Source organism: Rahnella sp. EDr1-12, from assembly GCF_049206505.1.
GTDB lineage: Bacteria > Pseudomonadota > Gammaproteobacteria > Enterobacterales > Enterobacteriaceae > Rahnella > Rahnella rivi.
In genome coordinates, this window is sequence record NZ_JBLZNY010000001.1 from 702,673 (window position 1) to 718,728 (window position 16,056).

Annotated in this window: 15 protein-coding genes; 9 read left to right on the forward strand and 6 right to left on the reverse strand. The window is 53.5% G+C overall.

What is annotated here, in order from left to right:
• The first annotated feature begins 109 nt into the window (after positions 1–109).
• Positions 110–325 (forward strand): hypothetical protein, encoded by a 216-nt coding sequence (locus ACO0U8_RS03240; RefSeq protein ID WP_122095668.1) that lies wholly within the window; start codon positions 110–112, stop codon positions 323–325.
• Between the two features lie 79 nt (positions 326–404).
• On the opposite strand, the gene ACO0U8_RS03245 is transcribed toward ACO0U8_RS03240, so the two are convergent.
• Positions 405–692: a hypothetical protein gene (locus ACO0U8_RS03245; RefSeq protein ID WP_421670271.1), complete on the reverse strand. Its 288-nt coding sequence runs from the start codon at positions 690–692 to the stop codon at positions 405–407.
• Between the two features lie 350 nt (positions 693–1,042).
• On the opposite strand from ACO0U8_RS03245, the gene ACO0U8_RS03250 reads away from it, so the two are divergent.
• Positions 1,043–1,225 carry a hypothetical protein gene (locus ACO0U8_RS03250; RefSeq protein ID WP_183848112.1) on the forward strand — a complete coding sequence of 61 codons (183 nt, stop codon included), beginning with the start codon at positions 1,043–1,045 and terminating at the stop codon, positions 1,223–1,225.
• A gap of 51 nt (positions 1,226–1,276) precedes the next feature.
• Here the strand turns inward: ACO0U8_RS03250 and ACO0U8_RS03255 are convergent, their stop codons facing one another.
• Together ACO0U8_RS03255 and icd are read right to left on the reverse strand one after the other, a co-directional pair.
• Positions 1,277–2,782, reverse strand: coding sequence for a sensor domain-containing diguanylate cyclase (locus ACO0U8_RS03255; RefSeq protein WP_421670668.1), 1,506 nt, complete (start codon positions 2,780–2,782; stop codon positions 1,277–1,279).
• Between the two features lie 241 nt (positions 2,783–3,023).
• Complete coding sequence (gene icd, locus ACO0U8_RS03260; RefSeq protein ID WP_056778851.1) at positions 3,024–4,277, reverse strand: NADP-dependent isocitrate dehydrogenase; 1,254 nt, start codon at positions 4,275–4,277, stop codon at positions 3,024–3,026.
• 132 nt (positions 4,278–4,409) lie between these two features.
• Between icd and rluE the strand changes: the two genes are divergently transcribed.
• From rluE to purB, 5 genes are all read left to right on the forward strand, one after another.
• The gene (rluE, locus tag ACO0U8_RS03265; protein ID WP_421670272.1) at positions 4,410–5,036 is read left to right on the forward strand and encodes a 23S rRNA pseudouridine(2457) synthase RluE; all 627 of its coding nucleotides are present in this window, start codon (positions 4,410–4,412) and stop codon (positions 5,034–5,036) included.
• Positions 5,029–5,475, forward strand: coding sequence for an NUDIX hydrolase (locus ACO0U8_RS03270; RefSeq protein ID WP_056778844.1), 447 nt, complete (start codon positions 5,029–5,031; stop codon positions 5,473–5,475). Before rluE ends, ACO0U8_RS03270 begins: the two co-directional genes overlap by 8 nt.
• 220 nt (positions 5,476–5,695) lie before the next feature.
• Entirely contained in the window at positions 5,696–6,805 is a 1,110-nt protein-coding gene (gene mnmA, locus ACO0U8_RS03275) for a tRNA 2-thiouridine(34) synthase MnmA (RefSeq protein ID WP_421670273.1), read from the forward strand.
• A 192-nt stretch (positions 6,806–6,997) separates the two neighbouring features.
• The gene (hflD, locus tag ACO0U8_RS03280) at positions 6,998–7,624 is read left to right on the forward strand and encodes a high frequency lysogenization protein HflD (protein WP_056778839.1); all 627 of its coding nucleotides are present in this window, start codon (positions 6,998–7,000) and stop codon (positions 7,622–7,624) included.
• Positions 7,625–7,647: 23 nt separating this feature from the next.
• On the forward strand, positions 7,648–9,018 hold the full coding sequence (gene purB / locus ACO0U8_RS03285; protein ID WP_056778838.1) for an adenylosuccinate lyase: 1,371 nt from the start codon (positions 7,648–7,650) through the stop codon (positions 9,016–9,018).
• Positions 9,019–9,073: 55 nt separating this feature from the next.
• On the opposite strand, the gene ACO0U8_RS03290 is transcribed toward purB, so the two are convergent.
• Entirely contained in the window at positions 9,074–10,438 is a 1,365-nt protein-coding gene (locus ACO0U8_RS03290; RefSeq protein WP_056778837.1) for a glycoside-pentoside-hexuronide (GPH):cation symporter, read from the reverse strand.
• Between the two features lie 310 nt (positions 10,439–10,748).
• Between ACO0U8_RS03290 and ACO0U8_RS03295 the strand changes: the two genes are divergently transcribed.
• The gene (locus ACO0U8_RS03295; protein WP_421670274.1) at positions 10,749–13,121 is read left to right on the forward strand and encodes a glycoside hydrolase family 3 N-terminal domain-containing protein; all 2,373 of its coding nucleotides are present in this window, start codon (positions 10,749–10,751) and stop codon (positions 13,119–13,121) included.
• 139 nt (positions 13,122–13,260) lie between these two features.
• Positions 13,261–14,022, forward strand: coding sequence for a GntR family transcriptional regulator (locus ACO0U8_RS03300; RefSeq protein ID WP_056778835.1), 762 nt, complete (start codon positions 13,261–13,263; stop codon positions 14,020–14,022).
• Between the two features lies 1 nt (position 14,023).
• On the opposite strand, the gene ACO0U8_RS03305 is transcribed toward ACO0U8_RS03300, so the two are convergent.
• Together ACO0U8_RS03305 and ACO0U8_RS03310 are read right to left on the reverse strand one after the other, a co-directional pair.
• Positions 14,024–15,004, reverse strand: a complete 981-nt coding sequence (locus ACO0U8_RS03305; protein ID WP_421670275.1) for a PfkB family carbohydrate kinase — start codon at positions 15,002–15,004, stop codon at positions 14,024–14,026.
• Positions 15,001–16,020 carry an ADP-ribosylglycohydrolase family protein gene (locus ACO0U8_RS03310; RefSeq protein ID WP_421670276.1) on the reverse strand — a complete coding sequence of 340 codons (1,020 nt, stop codon included), beginning with the start codon at positions 16,018–16,020 and terminating at the stop codon, positions 15,001–15,003. Before ACO0U8_RS03310 ends, ACO0U8_RS03305 begins: the two co-directional genes overlap by 4 nt.
• Between the last annotated feature and the right edge of the window lie 36 nt (positions 16,021–16,056).

Here is a 16,056-nt window from a genome sequence, read left to right on the forward strand (position 1 = left end):
GGCATCACAATTTTGCGCCACTTATCTCATCCGCTTTCACCTCGCCCCCTCTTTGCCGCCTGCGACTCAGATGATAGATTGTACGTAAATCACACAAACGGGAGCGATGATGAAATTCTCGGAAAGTGAGATACAACCACTATGGGATGAAGTTGCGCGGATTATTGGCGACGGGGTGATTCAGATGCGCCACAGAGGCGAGCCTCTGAGCGTCGATGCGCTGATTGGGTATCTTGATGGGCAACTGGCCAGCGCAACCGGCGTTCAGCGCCGGATACTGCTTGGTGCGGCGATCAATATGCTCAAAGCAGACCGCCGCTCATGATCCCAGACACACAAAACTCTCGTCACCGTTACCGATGACGAGTCTGATAAATTACGACGTCGTGCGACGTTACGTCACGTTATTTAGACTGCGCAGCGCGGCCTTGTGCAAACAGGAAAATGCGCTGAGTGATGTCATCCGCGCCGAGAATATTCCCTTTCTGCTCCAGATTGGCCCTGGCATACGCCATGTCGTGAGCCTGATCGACCATAGTGATCACCCGGTCACGCGTGGATTTATCAAGTGTTCCTAACAGCGTCGTCAGAATGGCCTGATAAGCGTTTGAGGCGTAAGTGAGCTGCTTTTCACGATGTTCCAGCGCGTCAATGCGAACCATCAGGGCCTGCAATTGTTCTTGATGCGTCATAGCGGCATCCTTCTTCACGGGTGGAAATAACCGGAGACAGCAGAGAAGGAGGATCTCCGCCGGTTACTTTTCTAAGTTTAGCAGAGTTATGAAAAGGAACGCCTTACCCGACACTTCGCCAATGTAAACCTTACATCAATGAGCCTTTTAGCCCCTCTGACAGATGTAACCGTGACTTATCTCAAACTCCCCGTCAGCAAAGCCGCCATCCGGCTCAACCGGTAACAGCGGCAGTAACTGCTTACAGATGCCGAAATGACAACGTGCAACCCGATGTGACATTTTCTGGCTCAGCACTATTTGTTCATTCAGGGGGATATGTGGGTAAGAAAACAATTTTTGGCGCAATCATGGCTGGCATGTTGCTGACCAGTTCATTTGCTCAGGCAGCAGGATGCCTGAAGGGGGCGGTGGTGGGTGGCGTGGCCGGACATCTTAAACATCACGCGGTGCTCGGCGCCGTGGCCGGGTGTGCCGTGGGGCATCATCTGGCGTCGCAGGCGAAAAAGCAGCAGGCTTCGGCGGCAAAATAACGCATGAACATCAGGGCCGGTGTTGCCCTGATGTTCATCGCGCAATCGGGGTTATTGCGAAATCACTACGCGATTGCGCCCTTCTTTCTTAGCTCTGTACAGCGCTTCATCCGCGCGCTTCAGCGCTTTGTCAGGCTCCCCCTGTTGCTGATTCCAGTGCGCGACGCCGAGGGAAATGGTGATCGGCTGAATGCCTGGCAACATCAGCGTTTCTACATTTTGTCGCAGACGTTCAGCAATCATTCCCGCTTCTGCAAGCGGCGTTCCCGGCAGCAAGACCAGAAACTCTTCGCCCCCCACACGGCACAAAATATCGCTTTCACGCGCACTGTGACGAATCTGCTCAGCCAGTGACTTGATCACTTCATCGCCGATATCATGGCCATAAGAGTCGTTAATTGCCTTAAAGTGATCGATATCGAGCGTGATGGCGGAAAACTGCTGACGCAGTTGTACAGCGCTTTCGAGCGTCATCGCCAGCCCCCGGCGGTTGAATAAACCGGTCATCGGGTCAGTTTGTGTCTCAAATTTCAGCTTGCCGATTTTCTTTTGCAGCAGGCTGATGCCAATCAGCAACGCGCGCTTGAGCTGCGTAGATTCGAAATACCAGGAAGGAATTTCGCGAATATTGCTCGAAACATCCGGCTTATCCATCTCATTGGCGCTACGCGCAAGCAGCCAGAGAGGCCGCGCGATTAATCGGGAGAATAGCCAGACAATCAACAGCGTGACAATCGCCAGTGGCGTCAGATGCCGGAGAACTTTATACATCAGCCCCTCAAGCGGTTTTAGCGTGGCGTCGGTAGGTCGCTGCGTGACAATCTCCCACCCCGATGACGGAACCACCGCATACCCGGCCAGCATCGCCTTGCCGGCGAGGTTAGTGACCATCAGGCTACCGTTGGCACTGCTTTTTGGCGCCTCCGTCAGAGGGCGCGGCTTGACCACTTCTCCGACACGATTTGCATCCGGGTGATAAAGAATGCGCCGTTCATTATCAAGCACGGCGATATAGGAACCATCGCGGTAATAATGCTCGCCCAGCAGCTCGTTGAGGATGCTTTTCTGCCGCAAATAAATAGTGCCACCAATGTAGCCCAGGTATTCCCCTTGCTCAGAGACTACCGGCGTTGAAATAACGATCACCAGGTTTTTAGCCAGCGAAATATAGGGTTTGCTGATCATTGGCCGCCGCATTTTGAGGGCTTCCAGCGCGCCCGGCGTGTTCACCGTATGGCCGATAAGTTGCAGACTGTCAGGCGAGGTCGCGAGGATCTTTCCTTTCATATTGGTGATCACGACCGAGTTAAAACTGTCGGTCTGATACTTCAGACGGGCGGTTTCTGCCTGCAATATTTTGGGATCGTCGAAATGACTCGCTGCGATAACACTGCTGTAAGCGAGCTGCTTTTGCATGCTTTTCAAAAACTGTTCAGTGCTGGCCGCCAGTTTTGCGGCATAGACACGGTTCTCTTCAAGCGTATTGTCGATTAACAACTGGCGCTGGACGCTGTAGCTGGCATAGAAGCTGTTTGCCAGCGTTACGAAGGCGCTCATGACGGCTAAACTGAGGATCAGGCGTCGAAGATCGATACGAAACAAGGAGTTGGAAAGGAATAAGCGCAACGAGAATTCAATCCACTGTCAAAAAAGTGGCTCATATTTAACACCCGCGGCCCGGATGCACAATAAGGCTGAAAAAATAAACAATAAGCCCCTGAAAATGAGATAAAAAAAGGGAACCCTCAGGTTCCCTCAGATAGCGTTAATCAGGCATCAGATTCTGATGACTGTCAGCTTACATATTGGCGATCATGTCGTCGGCAAACTCGCTACATTTACGCAGCTTAGCGCCTTCCATCAGACGTTCGAAATCGTAAGTCACGGTTTTAGCCGCGATTGCGCCTTCCATTCCTTTGACGATCAGGTCTGCGGCTTCGAACCATTCCATATGACGCAGCATCATTTCTGCAGACAGAATGATGGAACCTGGGTTCACTTTATCCTGACCCGCATATTTCGGTGCCGTACCATGAGTGGCTTCGAACAGCGCGCAATCAGAACCGATGTTTGCGCCCGGTGCGATACCGATGCCGCCAACCTGTGCCGCCAGGGCATCAGAGATGTAGTCACCGTTCAGGTTCATACAGGCAATAACGTCGTATTCAGCAGGACGCAGCAGGATCTGTTGCAGGAAGGCATCAGCGATGACGTCTTTGATGATGATGTCTTTACCGTTGTTCGGGTTCTTGATTTTCACCCACGGGCCGCCATCGATCAGCTCACCGCCGAACTCTTCACGCGCCAGCTGGTAGCCCCAATCCTTGAAGGCACCTTCGGTGAACTTCATGATGTTGCCTTTGTGAACCAGCGTCAGTGAATCACGATCGTTAGTGATGGTGTATTCAATCGCCGCACGAACCAGACGCTTGGTGCCTTCTTCGGAGCAAGGTTTGATGCCGATACCGCATTCCTGTGGGAAACGGATTTTCTTCACACCCATTTCGTCTTGCAGGAATTTGATCACTTTGTCGGCTTCAGCAGAGCCGGCTTTCCATTCGATACCCGCATAGATATCTTCGGAGTTTTCACGGAAGATCACCATATCGGTATCTTCCGGACGTTTAACCGGGCTTGGCGTGCCGGTGTAATAACGCACCGGACGCAGACAGATGTACAGATCGAGCTGCTGGCGAAGGGCTACGTTCAGGGAGCGAATGCCGCCGCCAACTGGCGTAGTCAGTGGGCCTTTGATAGCAACACGGTAATCACGGATCAGATCCAGAGTTTCTTCTGGCAGCCATACGTCTTTGCCGTACAGTTCTACTGATTTCTCACCGGTGTAGATTTCCATCCAGGAGATTTTACGCTCACCTTTGTAGGCTTTCTGAACTGCCGCATCAACAACCTTGATCATGGCTGGAGTCACGTCAACGCCGATACCATCACCTTCGATGAATGGGATCACAGGATTATTAGGAATAACCAGTTTACCCTGAGCGTCTACTGTAATCTTTTTACCTTCAGCCGGAACAACTACTTTGCTTTCCATTAACCTCTCCTTCGAGCGCATTTTTGTTAAAAATTTGTAAGATGCCGGTTGATACTACTCGAATATTTCCCGCTAGCCAATCCGAAACATTTTTCAAGTATAATGCGCTAATTCTCTCTAACTTCAATGCCTATGAACCCGCTATCTTTTAAAAATCACAACGTTAAACGTTTCAGCAAACGGCCTGCCAAAGAACAATCTGCCCCAAAAGGGCCGAGAAAAGTGATTCTCTTCAATAAACCGTTCGATGTACTGCCACAATTCACTGATGAGGCGGGTCGCGCGACACTAAAGGATTACATTTCGTTAACAGATGTCTATGCCGCAGGCCGTCTGGATCGCGACAGCGAAGGTTTACTGGTGTTGACCAACGATGGCAAACTGCAGGCTGCGCTGACACAACCGGGCAAGCGTACCGGGAAGATTTACTATGTTCAGGTCGAGGGTGAACCCGATGCTTCGGCGGTTCTGGCGCTGCGTGAGGGCGTTGTGCTGAAAGATGGTACCACCCTGCCCGCTGGCGCTGAAATCGTTGATGAACCGGAATGGTTATGGCCGCGTCATCCGCCAATCCGTGAGCGCAAAGCGATCCCCACTGCGTGGCTGAAAATCACGTTGTACGAGGGGAGAAACCGCCAGGTGCGCCGCATGACGGCACACGTGGGTTTTCCGACGCTGCGTCTTATCCGTTACAGCATGGGCGAGTTTACACTCGGCGACTTACAACCCGGCCAATGGAAGGAAATTTCACATGTTTAAACCGCACGTTACCGTTGCCTGCGTCGTACAGGCTCAGGGAAAATTTCTGGTGGTGGAAGAAACCGTCCACGGTAAAGTCACCTGGAACCAGCCCGCCGGTCATCTGGAAGCTGACGAAACATTAGTCAGCGCCGCGAAACGTGAATTGTATGAAGAAACGGGCATTCATGCCGAACCTCAGTCGTTCCTTGGCCTGCACCAGTGGCAGGCACCGGATGGCACGCCCTTCCTGCGTTTCGCCTTCGTGATTGATCTGCCACACATGTCCGACACCGCGCCGCAGGACGACGACATCGATCAGTGCCGTTGGGTCACTGCCGAAGAGATTATGGGTTCCTCACAGTTGCGCTCGCCGCTGGTGGCGGAAAGCATCCGCTGTTATCAGCAATCCCCGCGTTACCCTCTGGAAATCCTGCACAATTTCAACCTGCCGGAATAACCTGCCGGGCCGGTTGTTGCTTTCCTGTGAATCAGCGATGCAGCAACCGGCCTGACGTGATAAAATTTCGCGCGTTCTTTTTTGCGTAATCTTTAAGAAGTAACCGATGTCCGGGTTACTGTGGTGTTTTTTGTCGCGCGCGGCCTTCATCCTCGTGGGACAAATATCCTGAAAAACACCGTCAGCGCCGGGCAATTAATTCCTATGTTTCGGGACTATTATGTCTGACAACAGCCAGAAAAAAGTGATCGTCGGGATGTCCGGCGGTGTCGATTCCTCTGTATCTGCCTACCTTTTGCAACAGCAGGGTTATCAGGTCGAGGGCCTCTTCATGAAAAATTGGGAAGAGGATGACGACGAAGAGTATTGCACAGCAGCCACCGACCTCGCCGATGCGCAGGCCGTGTGCGACAAACTGGGCATTGAACTGCACACCGTGAATTTCGCGGCGGAATATTGGGACAACGTGTTCGAATTATTCCTCGAAGAATATAAAGCCGGACGCACGCCGAACCCGGATATTCTGTGCAACAAAGAAATCAAATTTAAAGCCTTCCTCGAATTTGCGGCAGAAGATCTGGGCGCGGATTTCATCGCCACCGGTCACTATGTGCGCCGTCAGGATATCGACGGTGTCAGCCATTTGCTGCGTGGCGTCGATGGCAACAAAGATCAGAGTTATTTCCTCTACACGCTCGGTCACGAACAGGTCGCACAAAGCCTGTTCCCGGTGGGTGAACTGGAAAAACCGGAAGTCCGCCGCATCGCGGAAGAACTGGATCTGATCACCGCTAAGAAAAAAGACTCTACCGGCATCTGTTTTATCGGTGAGCGTAAATTCCGTGATTTCCTTGGCCGCTATCTGCCTGCACAACCGGGCGTGATTAAAAGCGTTGATGGTCAGGTCATGGGCCAGCATCAGGGGCTGATGTATCACACGCTTGGCCAGCGTAAAGGTCTGGGTATCGGCGGCCAGAAAGACGGCAGCGAAGAGCCGTGGTACACGGTGGAAAAGGATGTGGAAAACAACATTCTTTACGTCGCGCAAGGCCACGAGCACCCGCGTCTGATGAACGTCGGTCTGATTGCCCAGCAGTTGCACTGGGTCGATCGCAAAACGCTGACCGCCCCGCTGACCTGTACGGTGAAAACCCGTTATCGTCAGGAAGATATTCCCTGTGTGGTGACACCGCTCGGCGAAGACCGCATTGAAGTACGTTTTGATACGCCTGTTGCGGCCGTGACACCCGGCCAGTCGGCGGTATTTTACCTCGGTGAAATCTGTCTGGGCGGCGGCATTATCGAACAACGCCTGCCACTTCAGGTCTGATACTGAACAATCTGGCGCATGAATACGGGACGCTTTCGGGCGTCCCGCTTTATTTCTGCCCGCCTGTGACGTTCTGCACTGATTCCGAACTGTGTTTAGGGGCAGTTTTATGGCATGATCTGTCGCCATTAGTTTGGGCTATTTTCTTTGGCACCGCGTCTCATCGTTTCGAAAACGCTTACAGGAGTAAACGTGGCTAAAAATTACTATGACATTACGCTGGCATTGGCGGGGATCTGTCAGGCAGCACGCCTGGTTCAGCAACTGGCACATGACGGTCAGTGCGCTCAGGAAGAAATGTCAGTTTCACTGCGCAGCCTGCTGGAGATGAATCCGGCGTCCACGCTGGCGGTGTACGGTAATAATGAAGCCAATTTGAAGATGGGGCTGGAGACACTGTTAGGCGTGCTCAACGCCAACCGTCAGGGGCCGGGCGCTGAGTTAACGCGCTACGCATTAAGCCTGATGGTGCTGGAGCGCAAGCTTTATGCCAATAAGCCGGCGATGAATCAGCTTGGTGAACGCATCGATCAGCTCGACCGCCAGCTGGCACATTATGAGCTTGAATCCGACACCATGATAAGTTCACTGGCCTCAATTTATGTCGATGTCGTCAGCCCGGCCGGTCCGCGTATTCAGGTGACCGGTTCACCGGCCATTTTACAAAATTCTCAGGTGCAGGCGAAGGTTCGCGCTATTTTACTGGCCGGTATCCGTTCCGCTGTGCTGTGGCATCAGGTCGGCGGTGGCCGCCTGCAGCTGATGTTTTCCCGTAATCGTCTGTTTGAACAGGCGAAAAATATTCTCGCTCATTGTTAATAAGATCCCAGGAGTTGCTACCGATGGAATTATCCTCACTGACCGCCGTTTCCCCCGTTGATGGACGCTACGGTGATAAAGTCAGCGCGCTGCGCACTATTTTCAGCGAATTTGGCCTGCTGAAATTCCGTGTGCAGGTTGAAGTACGTTGGCTGCAAAAACTGGCCGCCTGTGCAGAAATCAAGGAAGTTCCTGCTTTTGATGCCGACGCAAACGCTTTCCTTGACCAGTTAGTGGCCAATTTTGATGTCAACGATGCGCAGCGCATCAAAGACATCGAAAAGACCACCAACCATGACGTCAAAGCGGTGGAATATTTCCTGAAAGAGAAAGTGGCTGCCATCCCTGCCCTGCACGCGGTGTCTGAGTTCATCCACTTCGCCTGCACCTCAGAAGACATCAATAACCTGTCCCACGCGCTGATGCTGCAAACGGCACGTCAGGACGTTGTACTGCCGTACTGGAAACAAATCATTGATGCAGTCAAAGGTCTGGCGCACAAATACCGCGACATTCCGCTGCTGTCCCGCACCCACGGTCAGCCTGCGACGCCATCCACCATCGGTAAAGAACTGGCTAACGTCGCTTATCGTATGGATCGCCAGTTTAAGCAGCTGGAAAACGTTGAAATTCTGGGAAAAATCAACGGTGCTGTCGGCAACTATAATGCCCACATCGTTGCCTATCCGGAAGTGGACTGGCACCAGTTCAGCGAAGAGTTTGTGACCTCTTTAGGCGTGACATGGAACCCGTACACCACGCAGATCGAACCGCATGATTACATCGCGGAATTGTTCGACTGCGTGGCGCGTTTCAACACCATTCTGATCGACTTCGATCGCGACATCTGGGGTTACATTGCCCTGAACCACTTCAAACAGCGCACCATCGCTGGCGAAATCGGTTCTTCCACCATGCCGCACAAAGTCAACCCAATCGACTTTGAAAACTCAGAAGGTAACCTGGGTCTGTCCAACGCCGTATTGCAGCACCTGGCGAGCAAACTGCCGGTATCACGCTGGCAGCGCGACCTGACCGACTCCACCGTACTGCGTAACCTCGGCGTGGGTCTGGGCTATGCGCTGATCGCCTATCAGGCAACCATGAAAGGCGTCAGCAAGCTCGAAGTGAACGAAGCGAATCTGGCGAATGAACTGGATCACAACTGGGAAGTGCTGGCCGAGCCAATCCAGACCGTGATGCGCCGTTATGGCATTGAAAAGCCTTATGAAAAACTGAAAGAACTGACACGCGGCAAGCGTGTTGATGCTGCGGGTATGCAGACGTTCATCGATTCTCTCGAATTACCGGAAGAAGAGAAAGTCCGCCTGAAAGCCATGACACCGGGCAATTACATTGGCCGTGCAACCAAAATGGTTGATGAACTGAAGTAATGTTCTCTTCACGGACGCGCCAGCTCAGCGGGCGCGTCCGTGTTGTTTGTATGGCTTAACTCTGGGTCTGGAATTTACTCTGACGCAAATCGCCGATGATGTCGTTCATCCGGTCTTCCGTTAAACGGTAATAGCGGATGGAGAACGCGGTAATCAGATAGAAAATTGCCGGTAAAACGGTAAACAGAATTAATACACCCCGTATCGCTTCTGCTGACTGTTGTTCAACGCCTGCCTGATAACCAAACCATGCCAGCCCCCAACCTGTCAGCGCACCACCGATTGCCACGCCGAGTTTAATCACGAAAATATTCGCCGCAATATTCATGCCCGTAATACGACGTTGTGTTTTCCACTCGCCATAGTTATTGGCATCGGTAATCATTGACCATTGCAGCGGTGCATTTATACCCTGTAATAAATTCAGCGCGATATGCACGATAAATGCGGGGATCCAATATTCTGTTGGCAGCACGAAGAATAATAACCCGACCAGCGCACTTAATACGTTAACCCATACGGAAGCACGGATTTTACACATCCAGGTACCCAGTGATTTCGCGAATAAACTCCCGATAACAGAAGCGACTGTCGTTGCCAGCATAAAGATGGAAATAATACCGCTGCCCTGATGCAACACATATTGCACGAAATACACCAGCAGGCTTCCGCGAACTACTACCCCACAAAGCATGGCAAGATTATAGACAGACAGGATCCGCCACTGGTCATTTTTCATCAGAATACGCACATCCCGAAGGATATTCATATTCTCTTCTTTGACCGGCGTAATACGCTCGCGCGTGGTCAGGAAGCAGGTCAGGAACATCAGGCAACCAATCACACCAAAAATCCCCATCGCCCACTGCATGCCGGTGGCGCGATCGCCGGGAGCAATAAAATCAGCCAGCGGCAGGATCAGCGCAGTCCCCATTGCGCCACCGATGGGAGCAATCGCAAAGCGCCAGGACTGGAGTGACAGGTTGTCCTGCGGGTCTGCGGTAATTGCTGCGCCTAACGAACAATAAGGGATATTGATTGCCGTATACATGATCGTCATGAAGATATAGGCCAGCACCGCGTAAACAATTTTCGCCGTTTGTCCGAAGTCAGGTGTGGAATACACCAATACGCAACTCACGGCAAAAGGCACACAAATAATCAGTAACCAGGGGCGGAAACGCCCCCAGCGACTTTTCGTCTGATCGGCAATTGCGCCCATTATCGGATCAGTAATCGCATCAAGTATGCGCACCACCAAAAATAGCGTGCCCATCACGGCGGGAGAAAGCCCGTAAATATTGGTATAAAAGTAAGCCAGAATAGCGACAGAGGAATCAAAAACGATATGGCTTGCCGCATCACCTAATCCAAAACCCAGCTTTTCTTTGTTGGTGATCCTTTCAGTTAACGCTGACATGCATTCACCTTAATTTTTAAATTAGAATTCCTTTGTCTTTATAATTCCTGGCATTGAGGCGGGATATTCTGATATTTCACTTATGTTTTATGCTTTTAATCAAATGTGACGCAGGCACGGCTTATTCCTGCTTTTTGTAATAAACAAAATTAATATATTCGAGCCGCATCACATTTAAGGGAGAAAACCAAAAAACATAAGTTGGATGGCGGTTTCGGCAATTGTTGTGTTTGCTTTGCCCTACCAGTATTGATGGTCAGAAAACATATCCGCGCCGTCGTGCGGATGGCAACACTTACAAGGGGAAAGCATGTCTGCCATTTATAAGGATGCCCACCGTCCGGTGCATGAACGTGTCGCCGATTTGCTGGCACAAATGACGCCTGAAGAAAAATTTGCACAAATGCACGCGTTCTGGCTGATATTGTCCGCGGCGGGCGATCATCGCGAGCGCACCGATCTGAGCGATGAATTCGCCGGCGTCACTCAACAGGCGGCGCTCAGCGAACGCCTTAAACGCGGGATCGGGCAGATCACCCGTCCGCTGGGAACGCATATTGTCGAACCCAAAGAAGGGGTTCGCGCCCTTAATCGTCTGCAAAGAACCTTAATGGAAGAAACCCGTTTGGGCATTCCGGCTTTATTTCATGAAGAGTGTCTGGTCGGTTTACTGTGCAAAGATGCCACTCTGTTTCCTTCGTCGCTGAACTACGCCTCCACCTGGGATCCGGCGTTGATGCAACGTATCGCTGCCGCCATTGGCGATGAAGCCCGCAGCACCGGTTGCCGTCAGGGGTTAGCGCCGGTACTGGATGTCTCCCGCGACGTACGCTGGGGGCGGACTGAAGAGACATTTGGGGAAGACCCCTACCTGACTGGTATTATGGCGACCCGTTTTGTGCGCGGTTTACAAGGTGAAAAACGCGATGTGCTGGCGACGCTGAAACACTATGTCGGGCACTCTTTCAGCGAAGGAGCGCGCAACCATGCGCCGGTGCATCTGGGGTTTAGTGAGCTTAATGACACGTTTCTCCTGCCGTTTGAAATGGCAGTGAAACTGGCAAATGCCGGTTCAGTCATGCCTGCCTATCACGACATTGATAATCAGCCCGGTCACTCGGATGCCTTCCTGATGACGACGCTGCTACGCGAAGAATGGGGCTTTGACGGTCTGATAGTGGCGGATTATGGCGGCATCAGTCTGCTGCACCAGCATCATGGCATCAGCCGCAACGCCACGGAATCCGCCGCGCTGGCTTTTAACGCCGGTCTGGATATCGAGCTGCCGAAAGATGACTGCGCACGCCATCTTGCACAAGCCGTTGAGCAGGGTCTGATCTCCATGACAAAAATCGACGAGATCGTCGGACGCGTTCTGCAGGAGAAATTCCGTCTGGGGCTGTTCGAGCACCCTTATACCGATGAAAATGCCATTGCGCTGCAAACACCCGAAACCCGTAAACTGGCGTATGAAGCCGCAGTAAATTCCATCACGATGCTGGAAAATAATGGCGTTTTGCCGTTGGCTGGCCAGCAACGGCTCGCGGTCATCGGGCCGACGGCCGATGACCCGCTGGCGCTGCTCAGCGGCTACAGTTTTCCGGTTCATCTGATCATCAGTGATATGCAGGACAGCGCGTCGCAGGTCGTGACGCCCTTACAGGCACTACAAGAACGCGTAAGCAGCCAGAATCTGCGTTATGCCAAAGGCTGCCACATTATTGAACATCGGGTGGCGGGTGCTCCGGTCTTCCCCGGTGATACAGGTAAACCGATACAAACCTCCCCCGTCTCACGGGATACCCGGTTGATTGCACAAGCGGTTGAAGCCGCAGAACAGAGCGATGTCGCGCTGGTCTTTGTCGGTGATCTGGCCGGATTGTTCCAAAGTGGCACCGTTGGCGAAGGGTCAGATACCGACAGCCTGCGCCTGCCCGGCGTACAACAGGAGTTGGTCGCCGCCGTGGTGGCAACAGGAAAACCTGTGGTTGTCGTGATGACTGGCGGCCGCCCTTACAATCTTGGCGGGCTTGAAGATCAGGTCGCCGCATTGGTGATGGCATGGGCACCAGGCCAGGAAGGCGGAAATGCAATTGCCGATGTGCTGACCGGCGTGCGGGAACCTGCAGGGCGCCTGGTGATATCCGTTCCCCACAGCGCGGGCGCAATGCCCTATTACTACAACCACAAACTCAAGAGCGGCGGCACACCCTATGCTTTCCATTTCGGCTCACACTATCCCTTCGGATACGGTAAAACATGGACCACATTCCGTTATGGCGAACTGTCGATTGTTCAGCCACAGGTAGCGTCGCTGAACGGCAACGTCATCGCAAAAATTACCGTCAGTAATAGCGGGGATAAAGACGGCAGCGAGGTGGTACAAGTGTACGTCCGCGATCGCGTGGCCTCGCAGGTTCGCCCGGTTCAGGAGCTGAAAGCCTTCCAGCGGGTGCATCTGCGCGCAGGCGAAAGTGCTGAGCTGACCTTCACCCTGCCCACCGACATGCTGAATTTTACTCAGCGTAACGGGCAGCGCGTGGTCGAACCCGGTGAGTTTGACATTCGCGTGGGTGCCTCGAGTGGGGATATCCGCAGTCAGGGCGTAGTGGAAATCACCGGCGAAGCCCGTGCGCTGGAGAAAATGTGGCGGATGGAAAGCCACTGCGTCATCACACATTAACCTTACGGGGCGTTTGAATTTATCTTTAACGCCCCTTTTCCCTCCCGCAGATTTAATCCCGCATACGCGTAAAATGTCACTGCAAAAATTCTCTTTCCTTCTAAAATAGAGGCCATTACAGCCATCAGGAAAAGCCCGTATGAGCATGGACACTAACCAGCAGGTGCTGGAAAAACTGAAAACCGATCTGGCTCAGACAGGCACTATGCCGCTGTATTTGTGTTTTAACGAATCGGTTCGTCAGGCAATGGAATCGGGTATTTTGCAGGACGGCGATTTCCTGCCGAGTGAGCGACAGTTCACCGAAGCGCTGGGGATCTCACGGATCACCGTGCGTAAGGCGCTGGCAAAGCTGGAGCAGGACGGGCACATAGGCCGCTCACGCGGTTACGGCACTTTTATCAAAAAAGCGGTTGATGCCAGGCTTTCTTACTCGCTGGCCGGGGTGAAAGGGTTTTCGCGCGAAGTGATGTTACAAGGCCGCAAGCCCGATACGCTGTGGATCAGCCGTGATCAGATACCGGCATCCGCGCTGATTGCCAGCAAACTGGCGATCACCGAAGGCACACCGGTTTATATGCTCAAGCGCATTCATTACATCGACACGCGCCCGATGTCCGTGGCGGTTTCATACGTGATCATGGCCGCCATCGGGGATGTGCAGGATATCGGCGTCTCGCTCTATGACTATTTCAGCCGCAATAATATTGAGCTCGGCGCACTGCAAAGCCGGGTCAGTGCAGCAATGTCCGACGCTGAAACGTTGCAATCTTTGCAGCTGACTGAACCCATGCCGCTGCTGATCATAAAGCAGACACTGTTCGACGGGCAAAACCGGCCGATTGAATACAGTGAAAGCTTTTGCCGCAGCGACATGTATGAGTTCATCAGCGAAGACTGATTCACAGCGCCGGTTCACTCTTTTCAAACGTACTGGCCAGTTGCGCCAGCGTCGGCGCGCAATCCCCGCCAGTCTGCGAAACAACATAGGCCGCCACGCAATTTGCCAGCGTCATGCTTTGCCAGTGTGTCAGGCCGAGTGAAAGCCCTGCCAGCAAACCGGCGCAATGGCTGTCACCCGCACCTATGCTGTCAGCCACGGTGATTTTACGCGCCGCAATCCAGCCGCAATCACTGACCTCCGCAAAATAATAGCTTCCCTTTTCGCCGCAGCGCAGTACCACCAGTTCACCGGTTTTAGCATTCAGCTCACGGCAGAAGGCTTCGGCGTTATCGGTAAACCCCAGCAGTGTGGCTTCCCGTTCGTTGAGCGTCAGGATCACGCCGGGGCGGATCACGCGGCGAATGCGATCTTCGGGCATCACATCCAGACGCGGCCCAAAATCCACCACCACACGCACCGCATCGGGCAAGGTTTCCAGCCAACCGAGCAGCACCGTTCCCTGTTTCGCGCCTAACTGATAACCCGACACATACACCAGCCCGTTTTGTGGCGTAGCGTCGGTCAGCCAGCCGGGCTGCCACTGATTTTCAATACCGTCGATAGAGATAAATGTCCGCTCGCCGTCCGGCTCAACCAGCGCCAGACACCAGCCGTTATCCGCGCCGCGCACCTGCAAATCCGAGGTGATTTCCCGTGCCGCCATTTCACGTCTCAGACGATCGCTCCACATGCCCTCGCCCACCGGCAACAGATTACGGCTGTGAATGCCCAGCTGTTTCAGCCCGAGCGCAATATTCAGCGCGCAGCCACCGAGATGAAAACCGGTCACGTCGGCGGCAATATCCCCGCCGCGCTCCGGTAATGCATCGGCTCTGGCAACCATGTCCATGACCGCAGCGCCGACGACCATCACCGGTGTCTGCTGATGCCAGTCGCCCTGCATCAGTGTCTGTAATAATTCGCGATGGCCCTGGCTCATTCAGCCTCCTGCGCCTGCTGGCGGAAACGCTGGAATGCGTCGCTGTAGCGCGTCATATTCTGCGGATTGACCCGTTTCAGTTCATCCAGCCACTCTTTCTTAAACACCTCAATGCCGTTCAACGCGCCGCAAATGGCGGTTGCCATCGCACCAATGGTATCGGTATCGCCGCCGAGATTGGCACACAACACTGCGCACTGATTCGGGCATGTTCCGGCCAGTTCCACCATCGCCAGCGCGGCAGGCACAGACTCAATGGTGCTGACGCCCGCACCGACCAGCTGATAAACCGCTTCAGACGCCTGCTCCGTTCCTTCGGCTTTCTGCACCGTGGCGAAAGCCAGTTCGATGCGTGCCGCCAGTGAAGCGCTGAAAGTGGTGGGTTTGCGCGTTTGGGCATATTTCGCAATATCCGGCAGTGCCAGGCGGATTTCAGGCCAGCTCGCCCCTTCAATGGCCCGCGACACAGCCCAGGCAATCACCACCGCGCCTGCCACGGCGATATCAGATTTATGCGTCGGGCTGGACGCCAGCCACACCTGCTCGCAGAATTTCTCGAGCGGCGCCGAAGGCAATACGCAGCCAAGCGGGGAAACGCGCATCGCCGCGCCATTGGTCACACCATTGTTTTCCAGCGCCTCAATGGCCACGCCTTTCTTCTGTTCGGCCAGCGCAAGTCTGGAGCTCGGGCCAAGAATGTTTTTATTAAACGCGTCAAAACTGTCTACCCAGCGGATCACATTACGCGCAATCAGTTCAGGTACGACGCGGCCTTCCGCTTCCAGCAGCGCATCGGCCAGCGCCAGCGCCATCGACGTATCATCAGTAAACTGTGCAGCGGTGAAATAACAGGCGGCGCTATTTTCTGCCGGGCCATCAAGAAAACGATCGATCCAGCCGAAGTGTTGCTTAACCCGCTCGCGCGGCCAAAGCTCCGATGGCATGCCCAGCGCGTCGCCCAGCATTTGTCCGTACAACGCGCCGAGCATACGGCTCTCAAGGCTTAGCTGTGTCATGTAAATCTCCTGCTATCAATGTCAGAGGGGCAGCCT

What these genes read in the sequence shown, in the direction of transcription:
- ACO0U8_RS03290 (WP_056778837.1), bottom strand. Translation starts at nt 10,438, where the DNA reads ATGTCAGCGTTAACTGAAAGGATCACCAACAAAGAAAAGCTGGGTTTT.
- ACO0U8_RS03240 (WP_122095668.1), top strand. Translation starts at nt 110, where the DNA reads ATGAAATTCTCGGAAAGTGAGATACAACCACTATGGGATGAAGTTGCG.
- purB (WP_056778838.1), top strand. Translation starts at nt 7,648, where the DNA reads ATGGAATTATCCTCACTGACCGCCGTTTCCCCCGTTGATGGACGCTAC.
- rluE (WP_421670272.1), top strand. Translation starts at nt 4,410, where the DNA reads ATGAACCCGCTATCTTTTAAAAATCACAACGTTAAACGTTTCAGCAAA.
- ACO0U8_RS03245 (WP_421670271.1), bottom strand. Translation starts at nt 692, where the DNA reads ATGACGCATCAAGAACAATTGCAGGCCCTGATGGTTCGCATTGACGCG.
- ACO0U8_RS03305 (WP_421670275.1), bottom strand. Translation starts at nt 15,004, where the DNA reads ATGAGCCAGGGCCATCGCGAATTATTACAGACACTGATGCAGGGCGAC.
- ACO0U8_RS03310 (WP_421670276.1), bottom strand. Translation starts at nt 16,020, where the DNA reads ATGACACAGCTAAGCCTTGAGAGCCGTATGCTCGGCGCGTTGTACGGA.
- ACO0U8_RS03295 (WP_421670274.1), top strand. Translation starts at nt 10,749, where the DNA reads ATGTCTGCCATTTATAAGGATGCCCACCGTCCGGTGCATGAACGTGTC.
- ACO0U8_RS03270 (WP_056778844.1), top strand. Translation starts at nt 5,029, where the DNA reads ATGTTTAAACCGCACGTTACCGTTGCCTGCGTCGTACAGGCTCAGGGA.
- mnmA (WP_421670273.1), top strand. Translation starts at nt 5,696, where the DNA reads ATGTCTGACAACAGCCAGAAAAAAGTGATCGTCGGGATGTCCGGCGGT.
- ACO0U8_RS03300 (WP_056778835.1), top strand. Translation starts at nt 13,261, where the DNA reads ATGAGCATGGACACTAACCAGCAGGTGCTGGAAAAACTGAAAACCGAT.
- ACO0U8_RS03255 (WP_421670668.1), bottom strand. Translation starts at nt 2,782, where the DNA reads ATGAGCGCCTTCGTAACGCTGGCAAACAGCTTCTATGCCAGCTACAGC.
- ACO0U8_RS03250 (WP_183848112.1), top strand. Translation starts at nt 1,043, where the DNA reads ATGGCTGGCATGTTGCTGACCAGTTCATTTGCTCAGGCAGCAGGATGC.
- icd (WP_056778851.1), bottom strand. Translation starts at nt 4,277, where the DNA reads ATGGAAAGCAAAGTAGTTGTTCCGGCTGAAGGTAAAAAGATTACAGTA.